This is a genomic window from Moorella humiferrea (genome assembly GCF_039233145.1).
Classification (GTDB): domain Bacteria; phylum Bacillota; class DSM-521; order Neomoorellales; family Neomoorellaceae; genus Neomoorella; species Neomoorella humiferrea.
This window is the reverse complement of the sequence record NZ_CP136419.1, coordinates 1,041,061-1,065,697: the sequence shown is the minus strand read 5'-3', so window position 1 is coordinate 1,065,697 and position 24,637 is coordinate 1,041,061. Positions and strand designations below refer to the sequence as shown.

The 24,637-nt window shown below is 55.2% G+C and carries 24 protein-coding genes; all 24 read right to left on the bottom strand.

Going from position 1 to position 24,637, the window contains the following annotated elements; translation table 11 throughout:
- Nucleotides 1–15: 15 nt before the first annotated feature.
- The 24 genes from MHFGQ_RS05545 to topA all read right to left on the bottom strand — a co-directional run bounded on the left by MHFGQ_RS05545 (nucleotide 16) and on the right by topA (nucleotide 24,635).
- Nucleotides 16–324, bottom strand: coding sequence for a L7Ae/L30e/S12e/Gadd45 family ribosomal protein (locus tag MHFGQ_RS05545; protein ID WP_106005828.1), 309 nt, complete (start codon nucleotides 322–324; stop codon nucleotides 16–18).
- A complete protein-coding gene (rnpM, locus tag MHFGQ_RS05540; protein WP_106005829.1) occupies nucleotides 308–598 on the bottom strand; it encodes an RNase P modulator RnpM in 291 nt (96 codons plus the stop codon). Before rnpM ends, MHFGQ_RS05545 begins: the two co-directional genes overlap by 17 nt.
- A 2-nt stretch (nucleotides 599–600) precedes the next feature.
- The gene (gene nusA, locus MHFGQ_RS05535; RefSeq protein WP_106005830.1) at nucleotides 601–1,689 is read right to left on the bottom strand and encodes a transcription termination factor NusA; all 1,089 of its coding nucleotides are present in this window, start codon (nucleotides 1,687–1,689) and stop codon (nucleotides 601–603) included.
- A 2-nt stretch (nucleotides 1,690–1,691) separates the two neighbouring features.
- The gene (gene rimP, locus MHFGQ_RS05530) at nucleotides 1,692–2,168 is read right to left on the bottom strand and encodes a ribosome maturation factor RimP (RefSeq protein ID WP_106005831.1); all 477 of its coding nucleotides are present in this window, start codon (nucleotides 2,166–2,168) and stop codon (nucleotides 1,692–1,694) included.
- A gap of 139 nt (nucleotides 2,169–2,307) precedes the next feature.
- A complete protein-coding gene (locus tag MHFGQ_RS05525) occupies nucleotides 2,308–5,988 on the bottom strand; it encodes a PolC-type DNA polymerase III (RefSeq protein ID WP_245907871.1) in 3,681 nt (1,226 codons plus the stop codon).
- A 19-nt stretch (nucleotides 5,989–6,007) separates the two neighbouring features.
- On the bottom strand, nucleotides 6,008–7,729 hold the full coding sequence (locus MHFGQ_RS05520; RefSeq protein ID WP_106005832.1) for a proline--tRNA ligase: 1,722 nt from the start codon (nucleotides 7,727–7,729) through the stop codon (nucleotides 6,008–6,010).
- Complete coding sequence (ispG, locus tag MHFGQ_RS05515; RefSeq protein ID WP_106005833.1) at nucleotides 7,716–8,807, bottom strand: flavodoxin-dependent (E)-4-hydroxy-3-methylbut-2-enyl-diphosphate synthase; 1,092 nt, start codon at nucleotides 8,805–8,807, stop codon at nucleotides 7,716–7,718. Before ispG ends, MHFGQ_RS05520 begins: the two co-directional genes overlap by 14 nt.
- A gap of 12 nt (nucleotides 8,808–8,819) precedes the next feature.
- Nucleotides 8,820–9,830, bottom strand: a complete 1,011-nt coding sequence (gene rseP, locus MHFGQ_RS05510) for an RIP metalloprotease RseP (RefSeq protein ID WP_106005834.1) — start codon at nucleotides 9,828–9,830, stop codon at nucleotides 8,820–8,822.
- A gap of 345 nt (nucleotides 9,831–10,175) precedes the next feature.
- The gene (locus MHFGQ_RS05505; protein ID WP_106005835.1) at nucleotides 10,176–11,351 is read right to left on the bottom strand and encodes a 1-deoxy-D-xylulose-5-phosphate reductoisomerase; all 1,176 of its coding nucleotides are present in this window, start codon (nucleotides 11,349–11,351) and stop codon (nucleotides 10,176–10,178) included.
- The gene (gene ytvI / locus MHFGQ_RS05500; protein ID WP_106005836.1) at nucleotides 11,352–12,452 is read right to left on the bottom strand and encodes a sporulation integral membrane protein YtvI; all 1,101 of its coding nucleotides are present in this window, start codon (nucleotides 12,450–12,452) and stop codon (nucleotides 11,352–11,354) included.
- A 6-nt stretch (nucleotides 12,453–12,458) separates the two neighbouring features.
- On the bottom strand, nucleotides 12,459–13,256 hold the full coding sequence (locus MHFGQ_RS05495; RefSeq protein ID WP_106005837.1) for a phosphatidate cytidylyltransferase: 798 nt from the start codon (nucleotides 13,254–13,256) through the stop codon (nucleotides 12,459–12,461).
- Between the two features lie 17 nt (nucleotides 13,257–13,273).
- The gene (locus MHFGQ_RS05490) at nucleotides 13,274–13,972 is read right to left on the bottom strand and encodes an isoprenyl transferase (protein WP_245907874.1); all 699 of its coding nucleotides are present in this window, start codon (nucleotides 13,970–13,972) and stop codon (nucleotides 13,274–13,276) included.
- A 144-nt stretch (nucleotides 13,973–14,116) separates the two neighbouring features.
- Nucleotides 14,117–14,287, bottom strand: coding sequence for a DUF362 domain-containing protein (locus MHFGQ_RS05485; protein WP_054937938.1), 171 nt, complete (start codon nucleotides 14,285–14,287; stop codon nucleotides 14,117–14,119).
- A 7-nt stretch (nucleotides 14,288–14,294) separates the two neighbouring features.
- A complete protein-coding gene (locus MHFGQ_RS05480; RefSeq protein ID WP_106005839.1) occupies nucleotides 14,295–14,516 on the bottom strand; it encodes a hypothetical protein in 222 nt (73 codons plus the stop codon).
- A gap of 2 nt (nucleotides 14,517–14,518) precedes the next feature.
- Nucleotides 14,519–15,076: a ribosome recycling factor gene (gene frr, locus MHFGQ_RS05475; RefSeq protein WP_106005840.1), complete on the bottom strand. Its 558-nt coding sequence runs from the start codon at nucleotides 15,074–15,076 to the stop codon at nucleotides 14,519–14,521.
- Nucleotides 15,076–15,798: a UMP kinase gene (gene pyrH, locus MHFGQ_RS05470; protein ID WP_106005841.1), complete on the bottom strand. Its 723-nt coding sequence runs from the start codon at nucleotides 15,796–15,798 to the stop codon at nucleotides 15,076–15,078. The genes frr and pyrH overlap by 1 nt, the downstream gene beginning before the upstream one ends.
- 104 nt (nucleotides 15,799–15,902) lie before the next feature.
- On the bottom strand, nucleotides 15,903–16,511 hold the full coding sequence (gene tsf, locus MHFGQ_RS05465) for a translation elongation factor Ts (RefSeq protein ID WP_106005842.1): 609 nt from the start codon (nucleotides 16,509–16,511) through the stop codon (nucleotides 15,903–15,905).
- A 112-nt stretch (nucleotides 16,512–16,623) separates the two neighbouring features.
- Complete coding sequence (gene rpsB, locus MHFGQ_RS05460; protein WP_106005864.1) at nucleotides 16,624–17,322, bottom strand: 30S ribosomal protein S2; 699 nt, start codon at nucleotides 17,320–17,322, stop codon at nucleotides 16,624–16,626.
- A gap of 164 nt (nucleotides 17,323–17,486) precedes the next feature.
- Entirely contained in the window at nucleotides 17,487–18,269 is a 783-nt protein-coding gene (codY, locus tag MHFGQ_RS05455) for a GTP-sensing pleiotropic transcriptional regulator CodY (protein WP_170066336.1), read from the bottom strand.
- Nucleotides 18,270–18,287: 18 nt separating this feature from the next.
- Nucleotides 18,288–19,673 carry an ATP-dependent protease ATPase subunit HslU gene (gene hslU, locus MHFGQ_RS05450; protein ID WP_170066339.1) on the bottom strand — a complete coding sequence of 462 codons (1,386 nt, stop codon included), beginning with the start codon at nucleotides 19,671–19,673 and terminating at the stop codon, nucleotides 18,288–18,290.
- 17 nt (nucleotides 19,674–19,690) lie between these two features.
- The gene (gene hslV / locus MHFGQ_RS05445; protein ID WP_245907875.1) at nucleotides 19,691–20,167 is read right to left on the bottom strand and encodes an ATP-dependent protease subunit HslV; all 477 of its coding nucleotides are present in this window, start codon (nucleotides 20,165–20,167) and stop codon (nucleotides 19,691–19,693) included.
- A 53-nt stretch (nucleotides 20,168–20,220) separates the two neighbouring features.
- On the bottom strand, nucleotides 20,221–21,150 hold the full coding sequence (gene xerC / locus MHFGQ_RS05440) for a tyrosine recombinase XerC (RefSeq protein ID WP_106005846.1): 930 nt from the start codon (nucleotides 21,148–21,150) through the stop codon (nucleotides 20,221–20,223).
- A 53-nt stretch (nucleotides 21,151–21,203) separates the two neighbouring features.
- Nucleotides 21,204–22,517 carry a methylenetetrahydrofolate--tRNA-(uracil(54)-C(5))-methyltransferase (FADH(2)-oxidizing) TrmFO gene (trmFO, locus tag MHFGQ_RS05435; protein ID WP_106005847.1) on the bottom strand — a complete coding sequence of 438 codons (1,314 nt, stop codon included), beginning with the start codon at nucleotides 22,515–22,517 and terminating at the stop codon, nucleotides 21,204–21,206.
- 27 nt (nucleotides 22,518–22,544) lie between these two features.
- On the bottom strand, nucleotides 22,545–24,635 hold the full coding sequence (gene topA / locus MHFGQ_RS05430) for a type I DNA topoisomerase (RefSeq protein WP_106005848.1): 2,091 nt from the start codon (nucleotides 24,633–24,635) through the stop codon (nucleotides 22,545–22,547).
- Nucleotides 24,636–24,637 lie beyond the last annotated feature (2 nt).

The following is a 24,637-nucleotide window of genomic DNA, read 5'->3' as shown; positions in this document are numbered from 1 at the left end:
ACCACCCCCATATTCTCATGCATCAACCTCCCGTACATGTTGCCGGATTAATCTCGCCAGTTCTAAATCAGTAATGCCGACGACGGCACATGGAGGTTTACCTAAAGCTGCTCCCATATTCTTTTTGTCACCTAAAACACAAACTTCGATGTCGGCCTCCCTGCAGGCCGCCAATATTTTACTGTGTAACCGCGGGCTGCCGTCCTCGGCCAATATTACCAGGGAAACCCTTCGTCTTGCCACATTCGACAGCACCGCCCGGTAACCCCACGCGACCTTTCCTGCCCGGTTGGCCAGACCAAGGAGGTTATAGACTTTGTTCATCGTCACCATCCCGGGCAAGGCTTGCTTCCAGGCCGGCCACGACTTCCGGAGTGAGGCTCACACCCAAGGCGCGTTCCAGGGCCCGGCTTTTAAGGGCCTTGCGCAGGCATTCCACCCTGGGACAGATATAGGCACCCCTCCCCGCCTTTTTGCCGGTAGGATCGAGGATCACCTCTTGCGCCGGTGTACGGACAACACGCAGCAAACTGCGCTTGTCGGCACGCGTCCGGCAGCCGACACACATGCGCATGGGCACTTTCCTGGGTTTAGGCAAGTTTATTCCTCCTCTACACCGCCTTCAAGTTCCAGATCGGTATCCCAGGCATCCCAATCTCCGGCTTCTGATTCGCTTTTTATGTCGATTTTCCAACCCGTTATCCTGGCCGCCAGGCGGGCGTTCTGACCCTCTTTGCCAATGGCCAAGGAAAGCTGATTGTCGGGAACAATTACCTGGCTGACCTTGTTTTCTTCATCCACAGTCACGTCCAGTACCCGGGCCGGACTTAATGAATTGGCCACAAATACTGCCGGATCGTCGCTCCATTTAATAATATCGATTTTTTCACCCCTGAGTTCCTGGACAACTGCCTGCACCCTGGAGCCTTTGGGCCCCACGCAGGCGCCGACCGGGTCCACCTTCTCGTCCCTGGAATGGACGGCGATTTTCGAACGGGCGCCGGCCTCCCGGGCTACCCCTTTAATTTCCACAATGCCGTCGTGAATCTCCGGCACTTCCAGTTCAAAGAGCCTTTTTAGCAGACCGGGATGGGTGCGGGATACTAGAATCTGGGGCCCTTTGTTGGTCTTACGCACTTCCAGTATATAAGCCTTAAAACGTTCCCCCTGGCGGTAAACCTCTCCAGGGCTCTGCTCGCTTGGAAGAAGTATAGCCTCAGCACGTCCTAAATCCAGGATAACGTTTTTGCCTTCGTGACGCTGGACAACTCCGGTGACGATGTCGTTCTCCCGGCCGATAAATTCGTCGTAGATCAAGTTTCGTTCGGCCTCACGTATCCTCTGAACGACGACCTGCTTGGCCGTCTGGGCGGCGATGCGTCCAAAATCCCGCGGCGTCACTTCCTTTTCTACAATATCCCCTATTTCATAATTGCTGTTAATGGCCCTGGCTTCGGCCAGGGAAATCTCCGTCCGCGGATCATTTACTTCTTCTACCACCTGCCGCTGGGCCAGGACCTTTATTTCCCCTGTATCGCGCTGGATTTCTACCCGGACATTATGTCCTGACCCGAAATTTTTCTTATAGGCCGATATTAAAGCCGCCTCGATGGCTTCCAAAAGGATGTCAACTTTAATTCCCTTCTCCTTTTCCAGATCATGCAGTGCCTGGATAAATTCAATATTCATCCTTAAGCCTCCTCATTTTCTGCCAGTTCAAACACCAGCCTGGCAGTCGCCACCTGTTCCATTGGGAGGGTCAGCCGACGGCCGTTTTCCAGCTGTAAGTGCACCTCTCCATCCAGGTAGCCTAGAAGCCGCCCCTGAAAATGCCGCTGGCCTTCTACGGGGGCAAAGGTCCGTAATTTGATTTTTCGACCGGCAAAACGCTGAAAATCGACTTCTTTCTTTAAAGGACGTTCCAGACCCGGCGACGAGACTTCCAGGTAGTAACTGTGGGGAATAGGATCTTCCCTGTCCAGGATGTCGCCGACGGCCCGGCTTACCCTTTCGCAGTCATCAAGGCCGATGCCTTCCGGCCGGTCGATAAACAGCCGCAGGATGTAACGCCCCCCTTCCCGGCCGTACTGTAAGTCGACCAACTCATAACCCAGTTCGATAAGCACCGGTTCCACCAGGCCCTGGATTGATTCCGTTAGTTTGCTCAAAATAGTAGCCTCCCAGGTTTTCAACATAAAAGAGTGGGCATTGACCCACTCTTTTCCAGCAAAACAACAATCGTAAATGGTTCTTGAAACAACCTGAAATAAGTATAGCACAGGTTGCTGGAAGCTGCAAGGATAAAACTTAAAATCCGCCGAAAAACGTTAATTGGTCGGAGGAAGGCAGGCCGGCTAAGGCGCCGTGCTTCACCAGGGCTTCGATGACCGTTTTGCTCACCCGGCTGCGGCGCTGGAGGTCCTCAATGGAAGTAAAGGGCCGTTCCCGGCGAGCGCGGACGATGGCCTCAGCCGCCGCCTGCCCTACTCCGGGCAGGGATGCCAGGGGCGGAAGCAGCCTCCCCTTGCCCACCTGAAAACGGCTGGCATCCGATCTCTTAAGATCGATACGCTCCATGGTAATGCCCCGGCAATACATTTCCCGGGCCACTTCGAGGATGGTGAGCATATTCTTCTCCCGGGCCGTAGCCTCATTCCCCTTTTTCTCTAATAAAGCGATTTCTTCCTGGATGCGGGGCAGCCCGGCGGCGACAATGTCGGCATCGAACTCATCGGCACGGATGCTGAAAAAGGAAGCGTAGAAGGCCTCCGGATAATAAACTTTGAAATAGGCGATGCGGAAGGCCATGGTTACGTAGGCCACGGCGTGGGCCTTGGGAAAGAGATAGCTGATTTTTTTGCAGGACTGGATGAACCATTCGGGTACCCCGGCGGCCCGTATGGCTTCTTCATACTCCTTTTTCACGCCTTTACCTTTACGCACGTCCTCCATGGTTTTAAAGGCGATGTCAGCGACCACGCCGTGCTGGATGAGGTAGTTCATGATGTCATCGCGAGTGGATATAGCTTCGCTTAGTTTCGCGGTGCCGCTTTTAATCAGGTCCTGGGCGTTGTTTAACCACACATCGGTCCCATGGGAGAAACCGCTGATGCGGACGAGCTCGGCAAAGGTCCGGGGCCGGGTTTCTTCCAGCATCTGGCGAACGAAACGGGTGCCGAATTCGGGAATCCCCAGGGTGCCCACCTGGGTGCCGATATCCTCCGGCCGCACCCCCAGGGCTTCGACGCCGGAAAAAAGGGACATGGTACGGGGTTCGTCCAGGGGAATTTCTCGGGCGTTGACCCCGGTGAGATCCTCCAGCATTTTGATCACCGTGGGATCGTCGTGGCCCAAAAGGTCCAGCTTCACCAGGCGGTGGCTGATGGCTTCATAGTCAAAATGGGTGGTGATGGTGTTGCTGCCGGTATCGTCGGCCGGCCGCTGGAGGGGCGTAAAGAGGTGGATGTCCACCCGCCGGGGAACGACCATCAGCCCCCCGGGGTGCTGGCCGGTGGTCCGCTTGACCCCTGTGATCCCCCTGACCAGGCGGTTGATCTCCGCCTGACGGGCTTTAAGGCCCCGCTCCTCCAGGTATTTATGGACAAAACCGAAGGCCGTCCGCTCGGCTAAGGTGGCGATGGTGCCGGCCCGGAATACATGATCTTTGCCGAAGATCTCTTCGGCGTACTGGTGGGCCCGGGGCTGGTATTCCCCGGAAAAGTTGAGGTCGATGTCCGGCACCTTGTCGCCTTTGAAGCCCAGGAAGACTTCAAAGGGAATGTCGTGGCCGTCTTTTAACAACCTGGTCCCACAGCGGGGGCAATCTTTCGCCGGCAGGTCGGCACCGCAGTTGACGCTGCCGTCGGTTATAAACTCGCTGTAGCGGCAGGACGGGCAGCGGTAGTGGGGCGGCAGGGGATTTACTTCCGTTATCCCGGCCAGGGTGGCCACCAGGGAAGAACCTACCGAGCCCCGGGAGCCTACCAGGTAGCCGTCTTCGTTAGATTTTAACACCAGCTTATGGGCAATAAGATACAGCACGGCAAAGCCGTGACCGATGATGGATTTCATTTCCTTGTCCAGGCGGGCCTGGACAATCTCCGGCAGGGGGTCGCCGTACCATTCATGGGCCCGGGAGATAACGATCTGGGTCAGCTCCTCTTCGGCGCCGGGAATTTCAGGTGGATAAAACTCGTCGGGGATGGGTTTTAACTCTTCCACCTGCTCGGCAATAAGCCGAGGATTGGTGACTACCACCCGGTGGGCCGTGGCGGCATCCAGATAACTGAACTCCGCCAGCATCTCTTCCGTCGTCCGGTAGTAGAGGGGGGCCTGGACCTCGTCGGCGTACCCCTGGCCGGCCTGGAGGATCTGGCGGTAGATGGCGTCCTCCGGGTTTAAAAAGTGCACATCGCCGGTGGCCACCACCGGTTTGTTAAGTTTCTGACCCAGGGCGACGATCTGCCGGTTCATGTCCATTAAGGCCTCACGATCAGCAAGTTTGCCTTCCCGAATCAAAAAATCGTTGTTGGCCAGGGGCTGGATCTCCAGAAAATCATAAAAAGAAGCGATTTCTTCAAGACGTTCGGCGCTTACCCCGGCCAGATAATTGCGGATTAATTCGCCGGCCTCGCAGGCTGTCCCTAAAAGCAGTCCTTCGCGATGTTCCTGGATTAAACGGCGCGGCAGCCGGGGTTTACGGTAAAAATAATCAAGATGGGCCCGGGAAACCAGACGATACAAATTCTCCAATCCCTGCTTGTTTTTTACCAGCAGGATGATGTGATAGGTCTGCTGACGTTCGGGGGGCTGGTCGTCTTCATCGAAGAGATAGCCTTCCAGGCCGTAGATGATTTTTACGCCGTATTTACTCCCGGCCTCGGCGGCGGCAGGGAAGGCCTGAAGGACGCCGTGGTCGGTGATGGCTATGGCGCCATGGCCCCACCGGGCAGCCTGTTTGACCGCCGCCGCAACATCGGTAACCCCGTCCATGGCGCTCATCTTGGTGTGGAGGTGGAGCTCCACCCTTTTTTCCGGCGCCGTATCCCGACGTTCTGGACGTATGCCACGGGCGATGCAATCGGCTATCAGTACTAGCTCCTGGCTGTAGCGATCGAGCTGAACCGGCCCCTGCACCTTAACCCATTCTCCGGCCGCCAGACCATTCTCCACTAGATAACCGTCATCGGCAAAGGCTTTGACGCTGATGGAATCCGTATAATCGGTAAGGTCAAAACTTAAGAGCCAGCGCCCGGATTTCAACTGTCGCGCCGTAACGTCTATAACTTCACCCTGAACGGCTACCTGTTTTTCCTCTTCTTGTATTTCTTTTAACGGGCGTAAGGGGACTGTAATTTTTTTCCCCAAAAGGATATCGCTTTCCCCGTTTTCCTTAAGACTTGCTTTTTTCCCTGTGTCTCCCCTCACGTCGTGGGTTTCCGCAACCGGGGTACATTCTTGCCGCACCTTGATTAAACGTTCTTCCTCAAGGCGGCGGGAAGAAGCCGCCAGCTCTTCCTGGTAATCCTTGTCGGCCACCAGTTCTACCCTTACTTGATAGCCGTACTCCCGCAGAACTTCGGAAAGAATCTTATCTCCCAGTCGTGTTTTTAAGGCTTCCACGGCCAAGGTCACCGGCAGAATGAGCTGTAAAGTTTCCCCGCAAGGTTCCAACCGCGCACCGGCCAGCCAGGCCGCCGCGCCGTTACCCAGACGGCGGGCCACCTCATCCAGGAGCGCCTCCTTCTGTTCCTGGCAAAAGGTGGCTAAGTCTACTGCTGCAGCCGGTTTAACGTCGATTATGAAATCGAAACCGGGAAACTGCTCCTTCAAGAACTGCCGGCAGGACTCTATATCCTCGGGCTCCAGATGAAAGGGCGGGCAGAGGAAAAGGTGGCACCTGGCCTTCTTACGCTCCACAGTAACTTTGCGGACGGCTCCCCGGCGCAGTATATCCTGCCACAACTGTTCCCTGCCTTCCAGGGTCATTAAACCTTACCCCATTCTGTTATCGATATTTTTCCATCTCCCGGCCCAGCATCTCTTTTACCCGGGAGACCAGGTTTTCGCGGGGCAGGGCAATTTCCCGCCCTTCATGACGCCATTTCACGTCTACTGTGCCCTGGGCCACGGTCTTTTTGCCCACGGTCAACCTTAAGGGGTAACCGATAAGGTCGGCCTCGACAAACTTCATGCCGGCCCTTTCATCGCGGTCGTCGTACACAACTTCTACCCCTGCCGCTATAAGCTCTTTATATAAGCTATCGGCAATTTCTCGTTGGGCTTCATCTTTTAAAGATGCGGGTACGATAACCACTTCATAAGGAGCGACGCTCAAGGGCCAGATTATGCCGTGCTCGTCGTGGTGCTGCTCGACGATGGCAGCCATGGTTCGGCTGACGCCGATGCCGTAACAGCCCATGACAATGGGATGCTCCCGGCCCTGCTCGTCGGTGTATGTAGCGCCCAAGGCCTGGCTGTATTTTGTTCCCAACTGGAAAATTTGACCCACTTCTATACCGCGGGCCTGGTTTAATGGGGAGCCGCACTGGGGACAGGGTTCTCCCGCCTCAACCTGGCGGAGATCGGCATAAGTATCAGCCCTAAAGTCACGGCCGGGATTGACGCCTGTAAGGTGATAACCGTCACGGTTGGCTCCGGCCACGGCGTTGACGAGATAAGGAATCTCTGCGTCGGCATAAATCGGCACGCCCTCCAGGCCTACGGGACCTACATATCCTACCGAAGCGCCGGTGGCGGCCGCCACCTTTTCCGGATCGGCGAGGGATAGCCGCCGGCATCCCAGGAAATTCTGGAGTTTTACTTCGTTCAGTTCCCGGTCGCCCCGTACCAAAACGGCGATCAGTTGCCCGTCGGCTTCATAAAAGACGGTTTTAATCAGCCTGTCGGGGGTAATGCCCAAAAAGGCGCTGACTTCGGCAACCGTCTTCTGTCCTGGAGTGGCCACTTCTTTAATGGACTGCGGCGTTTCGGCCACCGGCTTGGGCAGCGCCCTGGCAGCGGCTATTTCTACATTGGCGGCATAGTCGCATTCCCGGCAGTAAACCAGTACCGCCTCCCCCGTAGAGGCCAGGGCCATGAACTCATGGCTGTAGTTGCCACCAATGGCGCCGGTATCAGCCTGAACCGGACGGAAATTCAGGCCGCAACGGCGAAAAACGTTGGTGTAGGCCTGGTACATTTTAGCATAACTCTGGTTTAAACCTTCCTGGTCCCGGTCAAAGGAATAGAGATCCTTCATGATAAATTCCCGCCCCCTGAGGAGCCCGAAGCGGGGCCGCCGCTCGTCGCGGTATTTGTTTTGGATCTGGTAGAGGAGCAGGGGCAGCTGTTTATAAGAGTTGACTTCGCTCCGGACCAGGGCAGTAATAATTTCTTCATGGGTCGGGCCCAGGCAAAACTGGCGCTGATGCCGGTCCCGGAGGCGGAACATTTCTTCTCCGTAAACCTCCCAGCGGCCGCTCTCCTGCCAGAGTTCGGCCGGCTGGATAATGGGCAGGACCAATTCCTGGCCGCCGGCCCGGTCCATTTCTTCCCGGATGATACCTTCCAGTTTGGCCAGCACCCGTCTACCTAGGGGCAGATAGGTATAGATTCCGGCTGCGGCTTTGCGGATGAAGCCGGCCCGCAGCAAGAGCTGGTGGCTTACAATTTCCGCTTCAGCGGGGGTTTCCCTTAATGTCGGTGCCAGTAACTCACTTGTGCGCATCCTTGTCCTCCTCTTCCTCGGCTGCCAGGCGCCTGACTTCTTCTATGAGCACCCGGGCCATATCTCCTTCCTCTATTTTACGAACGGGTCGCCCGTGGCGAAAGAGCAGACCGAAACCGGGCCCGCCGGCAATGCCCACATCGGCCTGGCGGGCTTCACCAGGGCCGTTGACGGCACAGCCCATAACGGCAACTTTGAGGGGTTTTGGTATATCTTGGAGTTCCTGCTGGACTCGCGCGGCCACTCCTTCCACATCGATCTGGCAGCGGCCGCAGGTGGGGCAGGAAATGAGGTCGATGCCGCGGTGGCGCAGGCCCAGGCTGCTTAAAATGGCAAACCCGGCGACCACTTCCTGCACCGGATCGCCGGTCAAAGACACCCGTATGGTATCACCGATGCCTTCGCTAAGCAAAATGCCGATCCCCACGGCCGATTTTACGGCCCCTGCCAATCCCGGACCGGCTTCCGTTACTCCCAGGTGCAGAGGATAATCTACCACCTCGGCAATCCGGCGATAAGCTTCCAGCATCAGGGGTACCTCTGCCGCCTTCAAGGAGATTTTTATATCATAAAAACCCATATCCTCCAGAATGCGGACGTGCTTTAAGGCGCTGGCCACCATGGCCGCAGCCGTAACCCCGCCGTGGGCGGCCATGGCTTCCTTTTCCAGAGAACCAGCGTTGACGCCGATGCGGATGGGCACCTGGCGGGCGGCCGCTTCCTTTACTACAGCCCTGACTTTCTCCGGTCCGCCGATATTTCCCGGATTTAGGCGCAGGCCGTCCACCCCGGCTTCCAGGGCGGCCAAGGCCAGGCGATAGTCAAAGTGTATGTCGGCGACAATGGGTATTTCCACCTGCTTTTTAATAGCTGCCAGGGCCGCTGCCGCCGCCGTATCCGGTACGGCCAGACGGACAATTTCACACCCGGCCCGGGAGAGCCTTTGTATCTGGGCGACTGTGGCGGCGACGTCCCTGGTATCGGTATTGGTCATGGATTGGACGGATATGGGCGCTCCTCCGCCCACGGCCACATGGCCCACATAAACCTGACGCGTTGGCCGGCGCCGGACGGCCATGTTCATATCACCTCAACTAAAAATACGTATCAAATCTTGATAGGTTATTAGAATTAGCAGACCCATAAGGAGGGCAAAACCGATGAGGTGGATCAAATTTTCCTTTTCGGCGCTTATGGGCCGCCCCCGCAGGCCTTCGAGAACTAAAAACACCAGCCGGCTGCCGTCTAAAGCGGGAATGGGCAGCAGGTTGATGAGGCCTAAATCCAGGCTTAAAACCGCCATGAAATTCAATACGTTGGCCAATCCGTAGGCGGCCGCCTGGCCGACCATCTGGATGATGCCTACTGGCCCCACCACTTCAGGCGCCGCCCTGCCGGTGATGATTTCCAGCAGGCTCAAGATGATCAGCCGCGTTACTTCATAGGCCTGCCTGAGGCCCAGGTTTATGGAAGTCCACAGCCCCTGCCGCTGCCAGCTAGGGCCGATACCCACCATACCATAGCCGGTCTGGGGATCTTTTATCGTCGTCAAGGTGATCTGTTGCTGCCTGCCTTCCCTTTCGATGATCATAGTGATTTTTTCATCGGGATGCCGGTAGATAACCTGGACCATTTCCCGCCAGGTGCTGACCGGAGTACCGGCGACTTCCAGGACTTTGTCCCCCGGACGCAGGCCGGCCTGGGCGGCCGGCATCCCCGGTTCGACGCGGCCGATGACGTTAATATCCGCCGGTATGCCAATGACCATAAAGACGAAGACAAAAATAAGGATGGCGAGCAAAAAATTCATACCCGAACCGGCGGCGATCACCGTCATCCGTTTGAAAAGGGGCTGACGATTAAAACCGCGGGGATCGTCGAGGTCCGGGCCTTCCATACCGGCCATGCGGTTATACCCGCCCAGGGGGAAGGCGCGCAGGGAGTACACCGTCTCCCCCTTTTTCTTCTGCCAGATGGCCGGTCCCATGCCGACGGCGAATTCTTCCACCTTGATACCGGCTCTTTTGGCCGCCAGGAAATGTCCGCCTTCGTGAACGATGATTAAAATACTGAAAACGATCAGGGCCAGGATAATGGTCACCGGACCTCAGCTCCTTAAAGAATATGGTTCTGCCAGAAATGGTTCCTTCTGGTGGGGATATGTCCCTGCGCCGCTCAGGAGTTACGCGCCGACAGGACAACGGCTCGGTTCGTACCGCTGCTCGTCGCCTGTGGATTGCCCATGAACAGGCTTTCTGCTCGCCGGCTTAGATCCTTCTATGCGATAGCACTATATTCCTAGCCAGGGTACGCTCAGGCGTCCTCGGCTCCGGCAGCGGTTGCCTCACCTCGCCTGTCCTGTTACCGGCGCTTCACTATTCGCGGCTCCGGGACATATCCCCACCCTAACGACCCGGCAAATTTTTATCTTTCGTATGTGCGGGCGTCAGCCCTTATGAGGGCTTCCCTTGCAAAACCCTTCCGCCACTACTTCCGCCCGTCGCCGCGCCCAAGAATAGGCGGCAAGAATCGCCTCAAGGTCGTCTGCCGCCGCCGGTCTGTGTTCCTCCAGAACCCTGGCTACCACCTGGCTGATAGCCGTCAACGGTATTTTACCAGCCAGGAAAAATTCCACGGCAACCTCGTCGGCAGCGCTCAATACCGCCGGGCAAGTACCCCCGGCCCGTCCGGCGTGGTAGGCCAGCTCCAGACAGGGAAAACGCTTAACATCGGGGTGGCTGAAGTCCAGGTGTCCCAGGTCAGCCAGGTCCAATTTGCGGACATTCAGTTCCCAGCGTTCCGGCCAGGTCAGGGCATACTGAATGGGCAGGCGCATATCGGCAGGGCCCAGGTGGGCGAAAAGGGAGCCATCGCCGTAGCGCACCAAAGCATGAACGACGCTCTGGGGATGGATGAGTACGGTAATCCGGTCATAGTCCAGGTTGAAGAGGTGCTTGGCTTCTATAACTTCCAAGCCTTTATTCATCAAGGTGGCGGAATCGACGGTAACCTTGGGCCCCATGACCCACGTAGGGTGTTGCAACGCTTCTTCCGGAGTGACGGCAGCCATTTCTTCTAAGGTTTTATCACGAAAGGGTCCACCCGAAGCCGTAATTATAACTTCCTCCACCGGGCCGCCCCGGTTCAGGCATTGAAAAATGGCTGAGTGCTCGCTGTCTACCGGAAGCACCCGGCGTTTCAGGGTATGGGCACGTCCCATAATCACATCGCCGGCGGCCACCAGCAGTTCTTTATTGGCTATGGCGATATCTTTGCCGGACTCCAGGGCGGCCAGAACCGCCGGCAGGCTGCGGATACCCACCATGGCGGCCACGACCAGTTCTACGCCTTCCAAGGTGGCGGCGGCCAGGACGCCTTCATCTCCCGTTAAGACCCGCACCCCCGTTCCCCGTAACCGGGAAGCAAGCTCCTGGGCTCCGGCAGGATCCAGGAGAACGGCAAGACGGGGATGAAATCGTTTTGCCTGGGCGGTCATTAATTCGACATTCCGGGCGGCGGCGAGTGCGGCCACTTTAAAGCGGCCGGGGTGTGCGGCCACCACCTCCAAAGTCTGGCGGCCCATGGAACCCGTCGAACCCAGCACGGTTATTTCCCTGGCCATCTATTTAGTCACCCCCTGCCGCGAACGGTAAAATGCCTTCAATACAACGAGTGTCAGGGGGCCAACTACCAGTCCGGCAACTCCCAGGAGTTTTAAACCGGCGTACAGGGCTATTAAGGTCGTCAGGGGGTACAGTCCCAGGCTTACGGCCACCAGCTTTGGCTGCAGGACCTGACGCAGGATAATTATGAAGGCGTAGAGGATTAAAAGGGCAAGCCCCATACCATAATGCCCCAAAATGAATTCCACCACAATCCAGGGAATGAACACCGTCCCCGGGCCGACAATAGGTAATAAGTCGGCAAGGCCTATTAAAAAGGCCAGGGTAAGGGCATAATCTACATTTAAAATTAAAAGGCCGATAATGCTCTGAGTCATCTGCAGGCTGACCAGTAAAATCTCGGCCCGCAGGTAGCCAATAATGGCCTTGCCCAGAGAACTGAATACCGCCCCCATCCTTTCCCGCCAGGCCGGCTGCACCACTGACAACAGGGCATGGAGAATGAATTCTTTGTCTCTGCTGAAAAAATACGTGGCAACTAAAGTTATAATAAAAGAAATAAAGAGCTCGGGCAAAGAGCTAATAAAGGTCAGCAACCATTGGGCCGCAAGGCCCAGGAGGTTTTTCAACCAGTTTACGCCGTTGTCCAGCAGGGACTGGAGGGTGTTTAAAACCTCAACGGGGAGGTTGCCGGTAAAATAAAAGTTCTGCAGACGAAGTAAATAATCCCTTAGAATAAGGCTCAGCTCGCGCGCCTGTGCCGGAAGATTCATGGCCAGGCTTTCCAATTCAACGATCAGGTTGGCCGCCAGGTAAAAAATGGCCACACTGATTACGGCCAGGACGGACAATAGGGTAAAAATGACCGCCCAGCCCCGGCCTATTTTTAGCCGGGTTTCTATAAAATCAACTACTGGATCGATGATTGCTGCCAAAAGGGCCGCCAGGGCAAAAGGAAGTAAGACAGGTACCAGGGCCTTGACGATTGCCCCGGCAGCAGGCAGTATGTAATAAAAAAGCAAAAGGAAAAGTAGAGAGGCCATGAGGGCCAAAAGCAAAGTTTTGAATGTTTGTTTAAAACGATCATTTAGGTCGCTCAAAAGGTTTCACTCCATTTTTGTTAAAAAGAAGGCCAGATAATAGTATACCACCGGAGCCACAAGGAGCAAACTATCAAAACGGTCTAAAATACCGCCATGTCCCGGTAAAATGGTACCGCTGTCCTTAACCCCGGCCTGGCGTTTAAAACCGGACTCTATCAAATCCCCCGCCTGGGCGGCAATGGATGTCAACAGGGCCCACCCTGCCAGCACCCAACCGCTGAAAAAGGGTAAAAGATGTTGGCCGAAAGTCTCGGCTACGGCCAAGGTTGACATTAGCCCCCCTATTGCCCCCGCCCAGGTTTTACCCGGACTTAAACTGGGCCAGGGATGACGGCGGCCGAAAAGCCGGCCGCAGAAATAGGCGCCGGTATCATTGGCCCATGTCATGATTAACGTAAGGATAAGAATTTCGACGCCGCGGGGCAAAAGACGTAGTAGAGGCAAAAAGGCCAGCAACCCTCCAACGTACCAGCTACCCAGGATAGTTACGGCCACATCCGCCGGCGTCATACGGGGGAAAAGGGCGAGAAAAAATACAAGCATACCTACAGTCAGTACCAGTCCGGGCCAGGCCGCAGGCCCATTATTAAAATATGCTGCTATGATAAATAGTAAGCCCCCGACAAGGCCCACCGGTATTAAAGGCTTTACCTTGAGGCGTTCGGCCATACGGTAGAATTCCATTAACCCGATAAAGGCCACCGCCATAACCAACAGAAGGAACCACCAGCCGCCTTTAACGGCCGTTCCCAAAAGAAGTGGGACGCCCAACGCGGCGACTAAAACCCTGGGGCCCAGCACTAACAACACCACCGAGCTTAAATTTTCAAACCGCCGAAGCGCCGTTCCCTTTGTTGGTAATCCAGGAGGGCCTGGCGCAAATTTTCCCTGCGGAAGTCGGGCCAGTAGATATCGGTAAACCAGAGCTCGGTATAAGCAAGCTGCCATAGTAGAAAATTGCTGAGGCGCATTTCTCCTGAAGGACGAATTAGGAGATCAGGATCGGGTAAATCCCCGGTATACAGGGCTTTTTTTAATACGTCGTCGTTTATATCCTCAGGGCGAAGTTCGCCGGCCAGAACTTTGTGGGATATTTCCCGGCAGGCGTCCACCAGTTCCGCCCGGCCGCCGTAATTTAGGGCCAGATTGAGAATCAATCTGCGGTTACCGGCCGTTTCCCTCCAGGCCCTTTCCAGCTCCCGACGGGCCTCAGGCGGGAGGGCTTCCAGGCGGCCAATGGCTCGAACCTGTACCCCTTCTTGCTTTAATTCCGGAAGCTCGCGACGCATGTATTCGACCAAAAGGTTCATTAATCCCTTTACCTCTTCTTGTGGCCTCTTCCAGTTTTCCGTGGAAAAGGCATATACCGTCAAGATGGGTATGCCCCAATCGACACAGGCCCGGACTATATCACGCAGAGCCTCTACCCCCGCACGATGGCCCGCCGCCCGCGGCAGCCCCCTGCTCCTGGCCCAGCGTCCGTTGCCATCCATTATAATGGCGACATGGCGCGGCATTTTTCCTGGATCTAACTCCGCTTCTTTGCCTTTCCTATCCGGTGCAAAACGGAACCATTTTTTGAGAAAACCGGCCACCAGTTTCCCCCCTATAAGCCGGCAACCTATAAAACAAACCCCCTCATGGAGGGGGGTTGTCGCCATCTATTCTTCCACGATGGCTTCATTAGGACAGGCTTCACGACAGGTACCACAATCAGTGCAGAGTTCCGGATCAATAACGTAGGTGTCTTCTCCTTCGGAAATGGCTCCCTGGGGGCACTCATCAGCGCAGACGCCGCAGGACAGGCATTCTTCCGTTATCCGATGGGGCATGGCTTTTTTACACCTCCTTTCGCTGGTGGTGAGTATTAACATAAGCCACAACCAGGTCAACCTGGTCGGCTCCCACCAGGCGTAAACGAACGACACGGGCCGCCTCTTCTTCCCCCGGAAGGGGGCGGAGGGGACCGGTAAAGGAGTATCTCCATATCTGCCAGCCACCGGCCGCCAGTAACCTTTTAGCCTCGGCCAAAGGCAGGCCCAGGCACTCGTCGAGGGACAAGGTTAGACCTCCATAATTTCCGCTTCTTTGTTAGCCAGGATTTTATCAATGGTTTGGATATAGTTATCCGTCAGTTTTTGCACCTTTTCCTGGGCCCGTTTGACCTCATCTTCGGAGGCAGTTTTGTTTTTCTCCTGAGCCTTTAACTTATCATTGGCTTCCCGCCGGACGTTGCGTACGATGACCCGGAATTCTTCCGCTTTTTTGCGCACCATCTTTACCAGTTCGTTTCGCCGTTCTTCCGTCAACTGGGGTATGACAATACGAATGACGGTACCGTCACTGGCGGGTGTCAGGCCGAGGTCCGATTTTAAAATGGCCTTTTCCATTTCTGGCAGAACATTGCGATCCCATGGCTGAATTACTAAAAGCCGTGCTTCCGGGGCAGAAATGGTAGCCAGCTGGTTGATGGGCGTCGGCGTCCCATAATAGTTAACGGTGACCTTTTCTAGAAGTGCCGGGTTGGCCCGTCCCGCCCTGATGGTGGCCATTTCCCGCCGCAAGCCCTCGACTGCCTTTTGCATCCTGCCTTCAGCTTCTTTTAAAATCTCCTCAAGCATCACTCTAACCTCCCGACAAAGGTGCCTATAGGTTCACCCATAACGGCTTTCAGGATGTTGCCCCTTTCTTTTATGCCAAAGACTATTATGGGAATACGGTTGTCCATGCATAAGGAGGTGGCAGTCGCATCCATCACCCCGAGGCCGCCGTTCAAGACCTCAAGGTAGTCGAGATCCGTATATTTTTTGGCATCAGGGTTTTTCTCCGGATCAGAATCATATACCCCGTCGACCCGTTTGGCCATCAGAATGACGTCGGCTTCAATTTCGGCCGCCCGTAAAGCCGCGGTAGTATCCGTGGAAAAATAGGGATTGCCCGTACCAGCGGCGAAAATCACCACCCGTCCTTTTTCTAGATGGCGGATGGCACGCCGGCGGATATATGGCTCGGCGATCTGGCGCATTTCAATGGCCGTCTGCACCCTGGTGTCCACTCCCTGGCTTTCCAGGGCATCCTGCAGGGCCAGGGCGTTGATAACCGTTGCCAGCATCCCCATATAATCAGCCGTGGCTCGGTCCATTCCCCTGGCACTCCCCTTTACTCCGCGCCAGATATTACCGCCACCGACGACTATGGCCACATCCACCCCCAGTTCCCGTACTTCCTTTATCTGTGCAGCAATGGTAGCCAGCACCTCTTGGTCGATACCGAAACCCAGGTTTCCAGCCAGGGCCTCACCGCTGACTTTTAGTACCACCCGTTTAAACTTGGGTTGCCCCATACCCGGAACATACCTCCGTAACTCCTGAATAGTTTCTACACGCTCGCGAAAATTCCTCTTTCCTTCTGGAAAAAAAGAGCACCGCTGTGCTCTTTTTAAATAATTTACTCTTCCGTCTTGAGACCCTCGCCCACTTCGTAGCGGACAAAGCGCCGAACAACGATCTTTTCGCCTAATTTAGCCACTGCTTCATTGATGAGATCCTGAACCTTACGGTCCATATCTTTAATAAAAGGCTGCTCCAGCAGGCAGTTGTCCTGATAAAATTTTTCCAGGCGGCCGGAGACGATTTTGTCGATAACTTTTTCCGGCTTCCCTTCGTTTAGAGCCTGCTCCCTTAAGATCTCTTTTTCTTTGTTCAGGACTTCTTCCGGTACGTCTTCCCGGCCTATATATTCCGGGCGGGAAGCCGCTACCTGCATGGCCAGGTCATGGACCAGTTCTTTAAAGGCGTCGGTCTTGGCAACAAAATCGGTTTCACAGTTGACTTCTATCAAAACGCCTATCCGTCCGCCGCCATGGATGTAGGCATGCACCAGCCCCTCGCTGGCTATTTTGCCGGCCCTTTTAGCAGCGGTGGCCAGACCCTTTTTGCGTAAATACTCGATGGCCTTTTCCATATCGCCGCCGGACTCTTCCAGGGCCTTTTTGCAGTCCATCATACCTGCACCGGTACGATTCCGCAGTTCCTTGACGTCAGCAGCCGATATCATAACCTCTCTCCTCCATCCATTGCTTTAACCGTTAGTTCCCGTGACGAACGCAGACAAACACTATGTAAGCGTAGGTGGCAAACCTACGCTTATAATCCTCCATGGGATAAGACTATTCTCCTACCGCCTCTTCCGGCTGATCCTGACCTTGGAGGCCTTCTAAAACGGCATCGGCGATTTTGCTGGTCAGCAGCCGTACCGCCCGAATGGCGTCGTCGTTACCGGGAATAACATAATCTATTTCATCGGGATCGCAGTTGGTATCAACGATGGCTACAATGGGAATACCCAACCGCCGCCCTTCGGCCACGGCTATACGCTCTTTTCGCGGGTCAATGATAAAAAGGGCGTCGGGCAAATTCCTCATTTCTTTAATGCCGCCCAGGTAGCGTTCCAGCTTTTCCTTTTCATGACGCAGCCGGGCAACTTCTTTTTTGGGCAGGACCTCGAAGGTACCTTCTTCCTCCATGCGTTCCAGTTCTTTTAAACGTTCAATGCGCCGACGAATGGTCTGGAAATTGGTCAGCGTACCTCCCAACCAGCGGACATTGACATAGAACATACCGCAGCGCTCGGCTTCTTCCTTGACGGCTTCCTGAGCCTGCTTCTTGGTGCCTACAAAGAGGATCTTGCCTCCGTTGCGGGCCAGATCCCGGACGAAGTTGTAGGCTTCTTCAATCATTTTAACGGTGCGCTGGAGGTCAATAATGTAAATCCCGTTGCGCTCCGTAAAAATATACGGGGCCATCTTGGGATTCCAGCGCCGCGTCTGGTGGCCGAAATGAACGCCGGCCTCCAGCAGCTGTTTCATTGAAATTATCACAAAACGCACCTCCTTAGTTTTTACCCGCCGCTACCTTCATCAAACGGAAGGACCGCCAGCGCGGCACTTCTCCCGCCTTCCGGTGCGTGTGTAATCAAGGGCCAGAGGTAAGTATAACATAATCCCCCGGCTTTGAGCAAGACATCTTTGGTCTACCGGCGTAGTTTTTCCAGCTCCTCAAGGAGATGGTCGTTCAAGATGCGGATATAGGTCCCCTTCATACCCAGGGACTTGGATTCAATAACCCCGGCGCTTTCGAACTTGCGCAGGGCATTGACGATCACGGAACGGGTAATGCCCGCCCGGTCGGCAATCTTACTGGCTACCAGAATGCCTTCATCGCCGTCCAGTTCGGCAAAAATGTGTTCTACCGCTTCTAGTTCGGAGTAGGAAAGGGTGGCCAGGGCCACATGGACAGCGGCCCGCTTGCGGGCTTCTTCTTCTATCTTATCGGCTTTGGAACGCAGGATCTCCATGCCCACGACTGTGGCCCCGTATTCGGCAAGTACCAGGTCTTCGTCGTCAAAGCGCACGTCGAACTTAGAGAGTATCAGCGTGCCCAGGCGCTGTCCGCCACCGACAATGGGGACAACGGTAGTCAATTTGTTATTGAAAACACATTTTTTGTCCAGGTCGAAAACGCAGGCGTTACCTACCTGGCAAAAATTGGCCTGGGTTTCGTCGATGCGCAGGAGCTGTTCGTTATACTGCTCAGGGAAACGCTCGGACTGGAAAACTATGTCTTCCATTATGTCGCAGGTGAAGCCTTCAATAAAGGCGTAGCCCAAAACACGGGCATGCCGACCTACGATATAAGTGTTGGCTCCCAACACGTCGCGCATGACATTGGCCATTTCTTGAAAGTCTACCGGATTTCCGGCAGCCCGCTGTAGCAGGCGGTTGATTTTTCTAGATCTTTCTAGCAAAGATTCCATTTCCATCTTCCTTTCCTGTTATAAAATGTAACTTTGTAAATCTTTTTGTTGCAGGATGTCTCCCAATTGTTGCCGGACATAAGCGGCGTCGACCATCACTTTACCTCCGGCAACGTCCGGCGCCTGGAATAGCAGTTCCTGCAGTACCTTTTCCAGGATGGTATGGAGTCGGCGGGCGCCGATGTCTTCGCCCTGATTATTTACAGTATAAGCAATATCGGCAATTTCCGCAATAGCATCGTCTGTAAATTGCACCTCGACTCCATCCACCGCCAGCAAGGCTTTATACTGGCGTAAAAGGGAGTTGCGCGGCTCAGTCAAAATGCGTCTAAAGTCTTCCTTCGTCAAACTTTTGAGTTCTACCCTGATGGGAAACCGCCCCTGGAGTTCCGGAATTAAGTCCGAGGGTTTGGCCACGTGAAAGGCTCCGGCGGCAATGAACAGGATATGATCCGTCTTTACCGGGCCGTATTTGGTCTGAACCGTAGTGCCTTCGACAATGGGCAGGATATCGCGCTGCACCCCTTCCCGGGATACGTCGGGGCCCGTCCCTTTTTCCCTTCCGGCTATTTTGTCTATTTCATCCAGGAATATGATGCCGTCCTGTTCCACCCGCTGGACGGCTATGGCCGTAACCTCGTCCATATCGATTAACTTATCGGCTTCCTGCTGGATGAGGATGCGCCGGGCCTCGGCCACGGTTACCAGACGTTTGCGCTTGCGTTTAGGGAGGAAGCTGCCCAGCATATCCTGGAGATTCATTCCGAGTTCTTCCAGGCCAAGGCCGCCCACCACAAAACCCGGAGAGGCGGTGTCCTCTACTTCCACCTCCACCATCATGTCTTCCAGTTCCTGGCGCCGCAACTTTTCCCGGAGGATGGCCCGCTGCTCTGCGGTATTTCCTTCGTCGACCGCCGTGTCCGCCGCGGTCCCCGAGGCCCCGCCAAAAATAACCTCCCATGGGGAACGACCTCCCCTGTCTTTTCCGGAGCGGGGAACCAACAGATCAAGCAAACGTTTTTCCGCCAGTTTAGACGCCTGGGTTTCTACTTCCGCCCGCTTTTCTATTTTAACCATTCTTACGGCATTTTCTACCAATTCTCTAATCATTGATTCTACGTCGCGTCCTACGTAGCCGACCTCTGTGAACCGGGTGGCTTCCACCTTTAGGAAGGGGGCTCCCACCAGGCGAGCCAGTCTCCTGGCGATTTCCGTTTTGCCCACGCCCGTGGGTCCGATCATAATGATGTTTTTGGGCAGGACTTCATCGCGCAGATCTTTATCGAGCTTCTGCCGGCGGTAGCGGTTTCTTAAGGCGATGGCCACGCACTTTTTCGCTTCTTCCTGGCCGACGATGTAGCGATCCAGTTCGGCGACTATCTGGCGGGGTGTAAGGTTCATTATATACCCTCCCCACGGTGTTAAAGTTCTTCTACTATAATATTGCCGTTGGTGTAAATGCATATGGAAGCGGCGATTGCGAGGGCTTCCCTGGCGATGGCGCCGGCCTCGAGATCAGTATGCTTTAATAGCGCCCGGGCGGCCGCCAAGGCATAAGGTCCTCCCGAGCCGATGGCGGCTACGCCGTCATCGGGTTCCACAATCTCACCATTCCCAGATATTACCAAAAGATGCTCGCGATCGGCCACGACCAGGAGGGCTTCGAGGCGCCGCAGGAATCTATCCATCCGCCATTCTTTACCCAGCTCCACGGCGGCCCGCTGGAGATTGCCCCTATATTCTTCCAGCTTGGCCTCAAACTTTTCAAAGAGGGTGAAGGCATCGGCCACACTGCCGGCGAAACCTGCCAGGACTTTATTCTGGTATAAGCGGCGCACTTTGCGGGCCTTATGTTTCATAATGGTATGGCCAAAGGTCACCTGACCATCGCCGGCCATGGCTACCCTGCCTTTATGGCGTACGGCAATCACCGTTGTCCCTTGCACAAGTACTACCCCTCACTTCTTCTAGCCCTGGGATGGGCCTCCTGATATATTTCTCGCAATCTGGCCTGGCTGATATGGGTATAAATCTGGGTGGTGGAAAGGTTAACGTGGCCTAAAAGCTCCTGAACCACCCGGAGATCTGCACCCCTTTCCAGCATATGGGTGGCAAAACAATGGCGCAAGGTATGGGGTGAAATACCGCCGTTCAGGGCAGCCCGGGCGACATAATGTTCCATGCGTTCCCGTACCCCCCGCGCCGTTAAGCGCCCCCCATGATGGTTCAGATACAGGGCCTGAGTTTCCGGCGGTCGGCGGCGGGCGGCAAGGCTCGGCCTTCCCCGAGCCAGATAGTCTTCGAGGGCTTTAACGGCATGGCTTCCCAAGGGAACAATCCTTTCCCTGCGACCCTTGCCCAGGACGCGGGCGTAACCGGCAGTTAAATCAAGGTTTTCTATGTTCAGGCTTACTAGTTCGCTAACCCTGATACCGGAGGCGTAGAGGGTTTCCAGTATGGCCCGATCTCGTAAGCCAAGGGGGGTGTCAACCGGAATAGCCAGCAGTTTTTCTATTTCGGCATAGCTTAAGAACCTGGGCAAGAGCTTCTCCCGGCGCGGCCCTGTCACCAGGGCCGCCGGGCTCTTATCTACCTTCCCTTCTCGTAGTAAAAAACGGTAGAAGGAACGCAGGGCCGCCAATTTGCGGTTCATGCTGCTCTTTGCCTGTCCCTTTTGATTCAGCCAGCCTAAAAAACGGCGTACCCACCAGGTGTCCACGTCGCCGGGTTCGGCTTCCGGGCCGCAACGTTCATATATAAAGGCCGCAAATTGTTCGATATCCTTTCGGTAGGCGGCTACCGTACAGGGCGAGGCGTTTTTTTCGCCTTCAAGGTACAGGACGTATCCCTTCAGACCTTCCTGAAAGGCCCTCCCGATCATACCCTCACCCCCGAACCCTATATATGCTAACACATCCATTTATTCAGTGCAAGTCAATTGCCGGAAAATTCACCGAGACTCGACCAGATAGCTAATGCCCGTTCGGCTAAGGCGCGGTTACGGGCTTCCCGATTTTTCACCCGGCGCTCGAGGGGCGGCAGCAGGCCGAAATTAATATGCATCGGCTGTAAAGGATCATGGGTGGGATCGGTGATGTAATGAAGAAGGGCGCCGTGGGCCGTTTCTGGCGGCAGGACTATTGGGTCTTTACCTTTAATTAAACGGGCGGCGTTGATTCCGGCCACCAACCCGCCGGCTGCAGATTCAACATAACCCTCCACCCCGGTAAGCTGGCCGGCCAGGAAAATTTGCGGATGTTCCTTCAACTGTAAAGTCGGTTTGAGGATCCGGGGCGAGTTTATATAAGTATTGCGGTGCATGACACCAAAACGTACGAATTCTGCTTCTTCCAGCCCGGGTATCAGTCGAAAGACCCTCTCCTGTTCTCCCCATTTCAAACTGGTCTGAAAACCCACCAGGTTATACAGGGTACCGGCTAGGTTGTCCCGGCGCAGTTGCACCACCGCATAAGGTTCTCTACCGGTGGACGGGTCGATAAGCCCGACCGGCCGCATGGGACCGTAGCGCAAAGTGTCTGGTCCCCTGGCGGCCATGACCTCCACCGGCATGCACCCTTCAAAAACTATTTCGGGTTCAAATTCATGGCGGGGATGGCGCTCTGCCGTAATTAAAGCTTTATAAAAGCGCATGTATTCCTCTTCGTTTAATGGACAGTTAAGGTAATCTTCTTCTCCCCGTCCGTAGCGGGAACCCTTAAATATTCGGCTGTAATTCAGGGAATCGGCGGTGACGATCGGCGCCGCCGCATCGTAAAAATACAGGTAATTGGTACCGGTCAAACTTTTTAAGCTCTCCGCCAGGGCCGGAGAAGTTAAAGGACCGGTAGCGATTATCACCGGCGTATGCTCCGGTATGACACGGGATTCCTCCCGGATAATAGTGATGTTAGCTTCAGCCTCAAGGGCGGCCGTAACCCTGGCGGCAAATTCCTCCCTGTCAACGGCTAGGGCCTTGCCGGCGGGCACGCGGCATTCTTCGGCCACATTAATAATAAGGGAACGGGCCAGGCGCATTTCCGCCTTTAACAGACCGGCGGCGTTCTCCACGGTGTCGGCCCGCAGCGAGTTGGAGCAGACCAGCTCGGCGAGGTACCCGGTACGGTGGGCCGGGGTCATTTTGCCCGGCCGCATCTCCCACAACTCCACCTTGATTCCTCGCCTGGCCGCCTGCCAGGCCGCTTCGCTCCCCGCCAGCCCCCCACCGATAACAATCAGTTTTTCCGCCAACTTATTATTCCCTCCGTTAGCAGCAAATTACCTGGCCTCCTGGACCATTTCCTCGTACGCACACTCTTTATTGGGACATATTAGACGTACGCCATGACGGGAGGATTTTTCCACCATACGGGTACCACAATGGGGACAGTCGCGGCCGGCAGGTTTCTCCCACGATACGTAGTCGCACTCCGGGTAGTTTTGACAGCCGTAAAATCTGCGCCCTTTTTTCGTTCTCCTGGCGACTATTTCTCCCCCGCATTTGGGACAGGTAACGCCTATGGTTTCCAGCAGGGGTTTGGTGAAGCGACACTCCGGAAAGCCGGGACAGGCCAAAAACTTACCGAAGCGTCCCGTTTTGACAACCAGGTTACGGCCGCAGAGCTCACATTTTTCTTCGCTGACTTCTTCCGGCAGCTCTATGGCGGCGATTTCCTTTTCAGCCCGTTCCAGAACGCGGCTGAAGGGGCCGTAGAATTCGGCCACCACCTGACGCCATGGGAGTTTACCGGCTTCAATTTCATCAAGCTGCTGCTCCATGTGGGCCGTAAATTCGACGTCAATGATATCGGGAAAATGTTCTTTTAAAAGATCCACCACCACACGCCCCAGTTCTGTGGGAATAAATTGTTTCTGTTCCCTAATTACGTAGCCCCGTTCCAAGATGGTTTCAATGGTGGGAGCATAGGTGCTGGGGCGACCGATCCCCAGTTCTTCCATTGTTTTTACCAGAGTGGCCTCAGTATAGCGCGGCGGCGGCTGGGTAAAGTGCTGTTTCGGCTCAAGAGACTGGAGACGCAAAACTTCTCCTTCGCTCAGTTCGGGAAGCCTTTGTTCCTGTTCCCTGCCCTCCCCATCGCTACCTTCCTGGTAAACCCGCAGGTAGCCAGGGAACTTTATCACCGAACCGCTGGCCCGGAACAGGCAGGGGCCGGCGCTAATATCCACAGTCGTAGTATCCATGACGGCGGCCTGCATCTGGCTGGCCACAAAGCGCTCCCAGATGAGGTTATAGAGGCGAAATTGGTCCCGGGTCAGGACGTTTTTCAAGGATTCGGGTTCCCGCCAAATGGAAGTAGGACGAATGGCTTCATGGGCGTCCTGAATGTCCGAACGTGCTTTAAACTGTCTCAAACCTTCAGGGACATATTCGGGACCGAAACGTTCCATTAAAAAATCCCTGGCCTCCAGCTGGGCCACGGCGGCAATACGGGTAGAATCGGTGCGGATATAGGTTATCAAACCCACTGGACCTTCGCTGCCGCCCAGGTCGATGCCTTCATAGAGCTGCTGGGCGACCTGCATAGTACGCCTGGCGGTGAAGTTAAGCTTGCGCGAAGCCTCTTGCTGCAGCGTGCTGGTGGTAAAGGGAGGTGCCGGATTTTTGCGCCGCTCCCGCCGCTTGATTTGGGTGACGGTATAGGCGGCTCCCTCCAAAGACGCCAAGACGGCCCGCATCTGGTCTTCGTTTTTTATTTCCGGCTCCTCGCCAGCATATTTATAAAGCTTGGCCGGGAAGGCCTCACCGTCGTCACCACTCAAAAGCCATGCCGTCAGGCTCCAGTATTCTTCCGGCTCAAAGGCCTCAATTTCGCGTTCTCTATCGACGATTAAGCGCACTGCCACCGACTGCACCCGGCCGGCGCTTAAACCTTTACGCACTTTACGCCAAAGGAGGGGACTCAGCCGATACCCTACCAATCGATCGAGGACCCTACGGGCCTGCTGGGCATCGACCCGGTTTTGGTCTATCTCCCTGGGTTTTTTTATGGCTTCCTGGACGGCGTTACGGGTAATTTCGTTGAATTCGATCCGTACCGGTCCCTGGGGCAGTTCTAAAAGATGGCTCAGATGCCAGGCGATCGCTTCGCCTTCCCGGTCCGGGTCCGTGGCCAACAGAATCCGCTGGCATTTCTGGGCGGCTTCCCGGAGGTCTTTGACAATGGCTCCTTTACCACGAATGGTGATATAGCGGGGTTCAAAACCGTGCTCTACATCGACGCCGAATTGACTCTTGGGAAGATCGCGGACGTGTCCCATGGAAGATTTGATTAAAAAGTTTCGCCCCAGAAATTTCCCAATGGTCTTGGCCTTGGCGGGTGATTCCACAATAACTAGCGTATGGGCCAAAA

Coding starts and splice junctions, on each gene's coding strand:
- MHFGQ_RS05545 (WP_106005828.1), bottom strand. CDS start 324: ATGAACAAAGTCTATAACCTCCTTGGTCTGGCCAACCGGGCAGGAAAG.
- nusA (WP_106005830.1), bottom strand. CDS start 1,689: ATGAATATTGAATTTATCCAGGCACTGCATGATCTGGAAAAGGAGAAG.
- MHFGQ_RS05525 (WP_245907871.1), bottom strand. CDS start 5,988: ATGACCCTGGAAGGCAGGGAACAGTTGTGGCAGGATATACTGCGCCGG.
- MHFGQ_RS05520 (WP_106005832.1), bottom strand. CDS start 7,729: ATGCGCACAAGTGAGTTACTGGCACCGACATTAAGGGAAACCCCCGCT.
- ispG (WP_106005833.1), bottom strand. CDS start 8,807: ATGGCCGTCCGGCGCCGGCCAACGCGTCAGGTTTATGTGGGCCATGTG.
- MHFGQ_RS05505 (WP_106005835.1), bottom strand. CDS start 11,351: ATGGCCAGGGAAATAACCGTGCTGGGTTCGACGGGTTCCATGGGCCGC.
- MHFGQ_RS05490 (WP_245907874.1), bottom strand. CDS start 13,972: ATGCCGCGCCATGTCGCCATTATAATGGATGGCAACGGACGCTGGGCC.
- MHFGQ_RS05485 (WP_054937938.1), bottom strand. CDS start 14,287: ATGCCCCATCGGATAACGGAAGAATGCCTGTCCTGCGGCGTCTGCGCT.
- frr (WP_106005840.1), bottom strand. CDS start 15,076: ATGCTTGAGGAGATTTTAAAAGAAGCTGAAGGCAGGATGCAAAAGGCA.
- pyrH (WP_106005841.1), bottom strand. CDS start 15,798: ATGGGGCAACCCAAGTTTAAACGGGTGGTACTAAAAGTCAGCGGTGAG.
- tsf (WP_106005842.1), bottom strand. CDS start 16,511: ATGATATCGGCTGCTGACGTCAAGGAACTGCGGAATCGTACCGGTGCA.
- rpsB (WP_106005864.1), bottom strand. CDS start 17,322: ATGAAACAGCTGCTGGAGGCCGGCGTTCATTTCGGCCACCAGACGCGG.
- codY (WP_170066336.1), bottom strand. CDS start 18,269: ATGGAATCTTTGCTAGAAAGATCTAGAAAAATCAACCGCCTGCTACAG.
- hslV (WP_245907875.1), bottom strand. CDS start 20,167: ATGGCCGGCGATGGTCAGGTGACCTTTGGCCATACCATTATGAAACAT.
- xerC (WP_106005846.1), bottom strand. CDS start 21,150: ATGATCGGGAGGGCCTTTCAGGAAGGTCTGAAGGGATACGTCCTGTAC.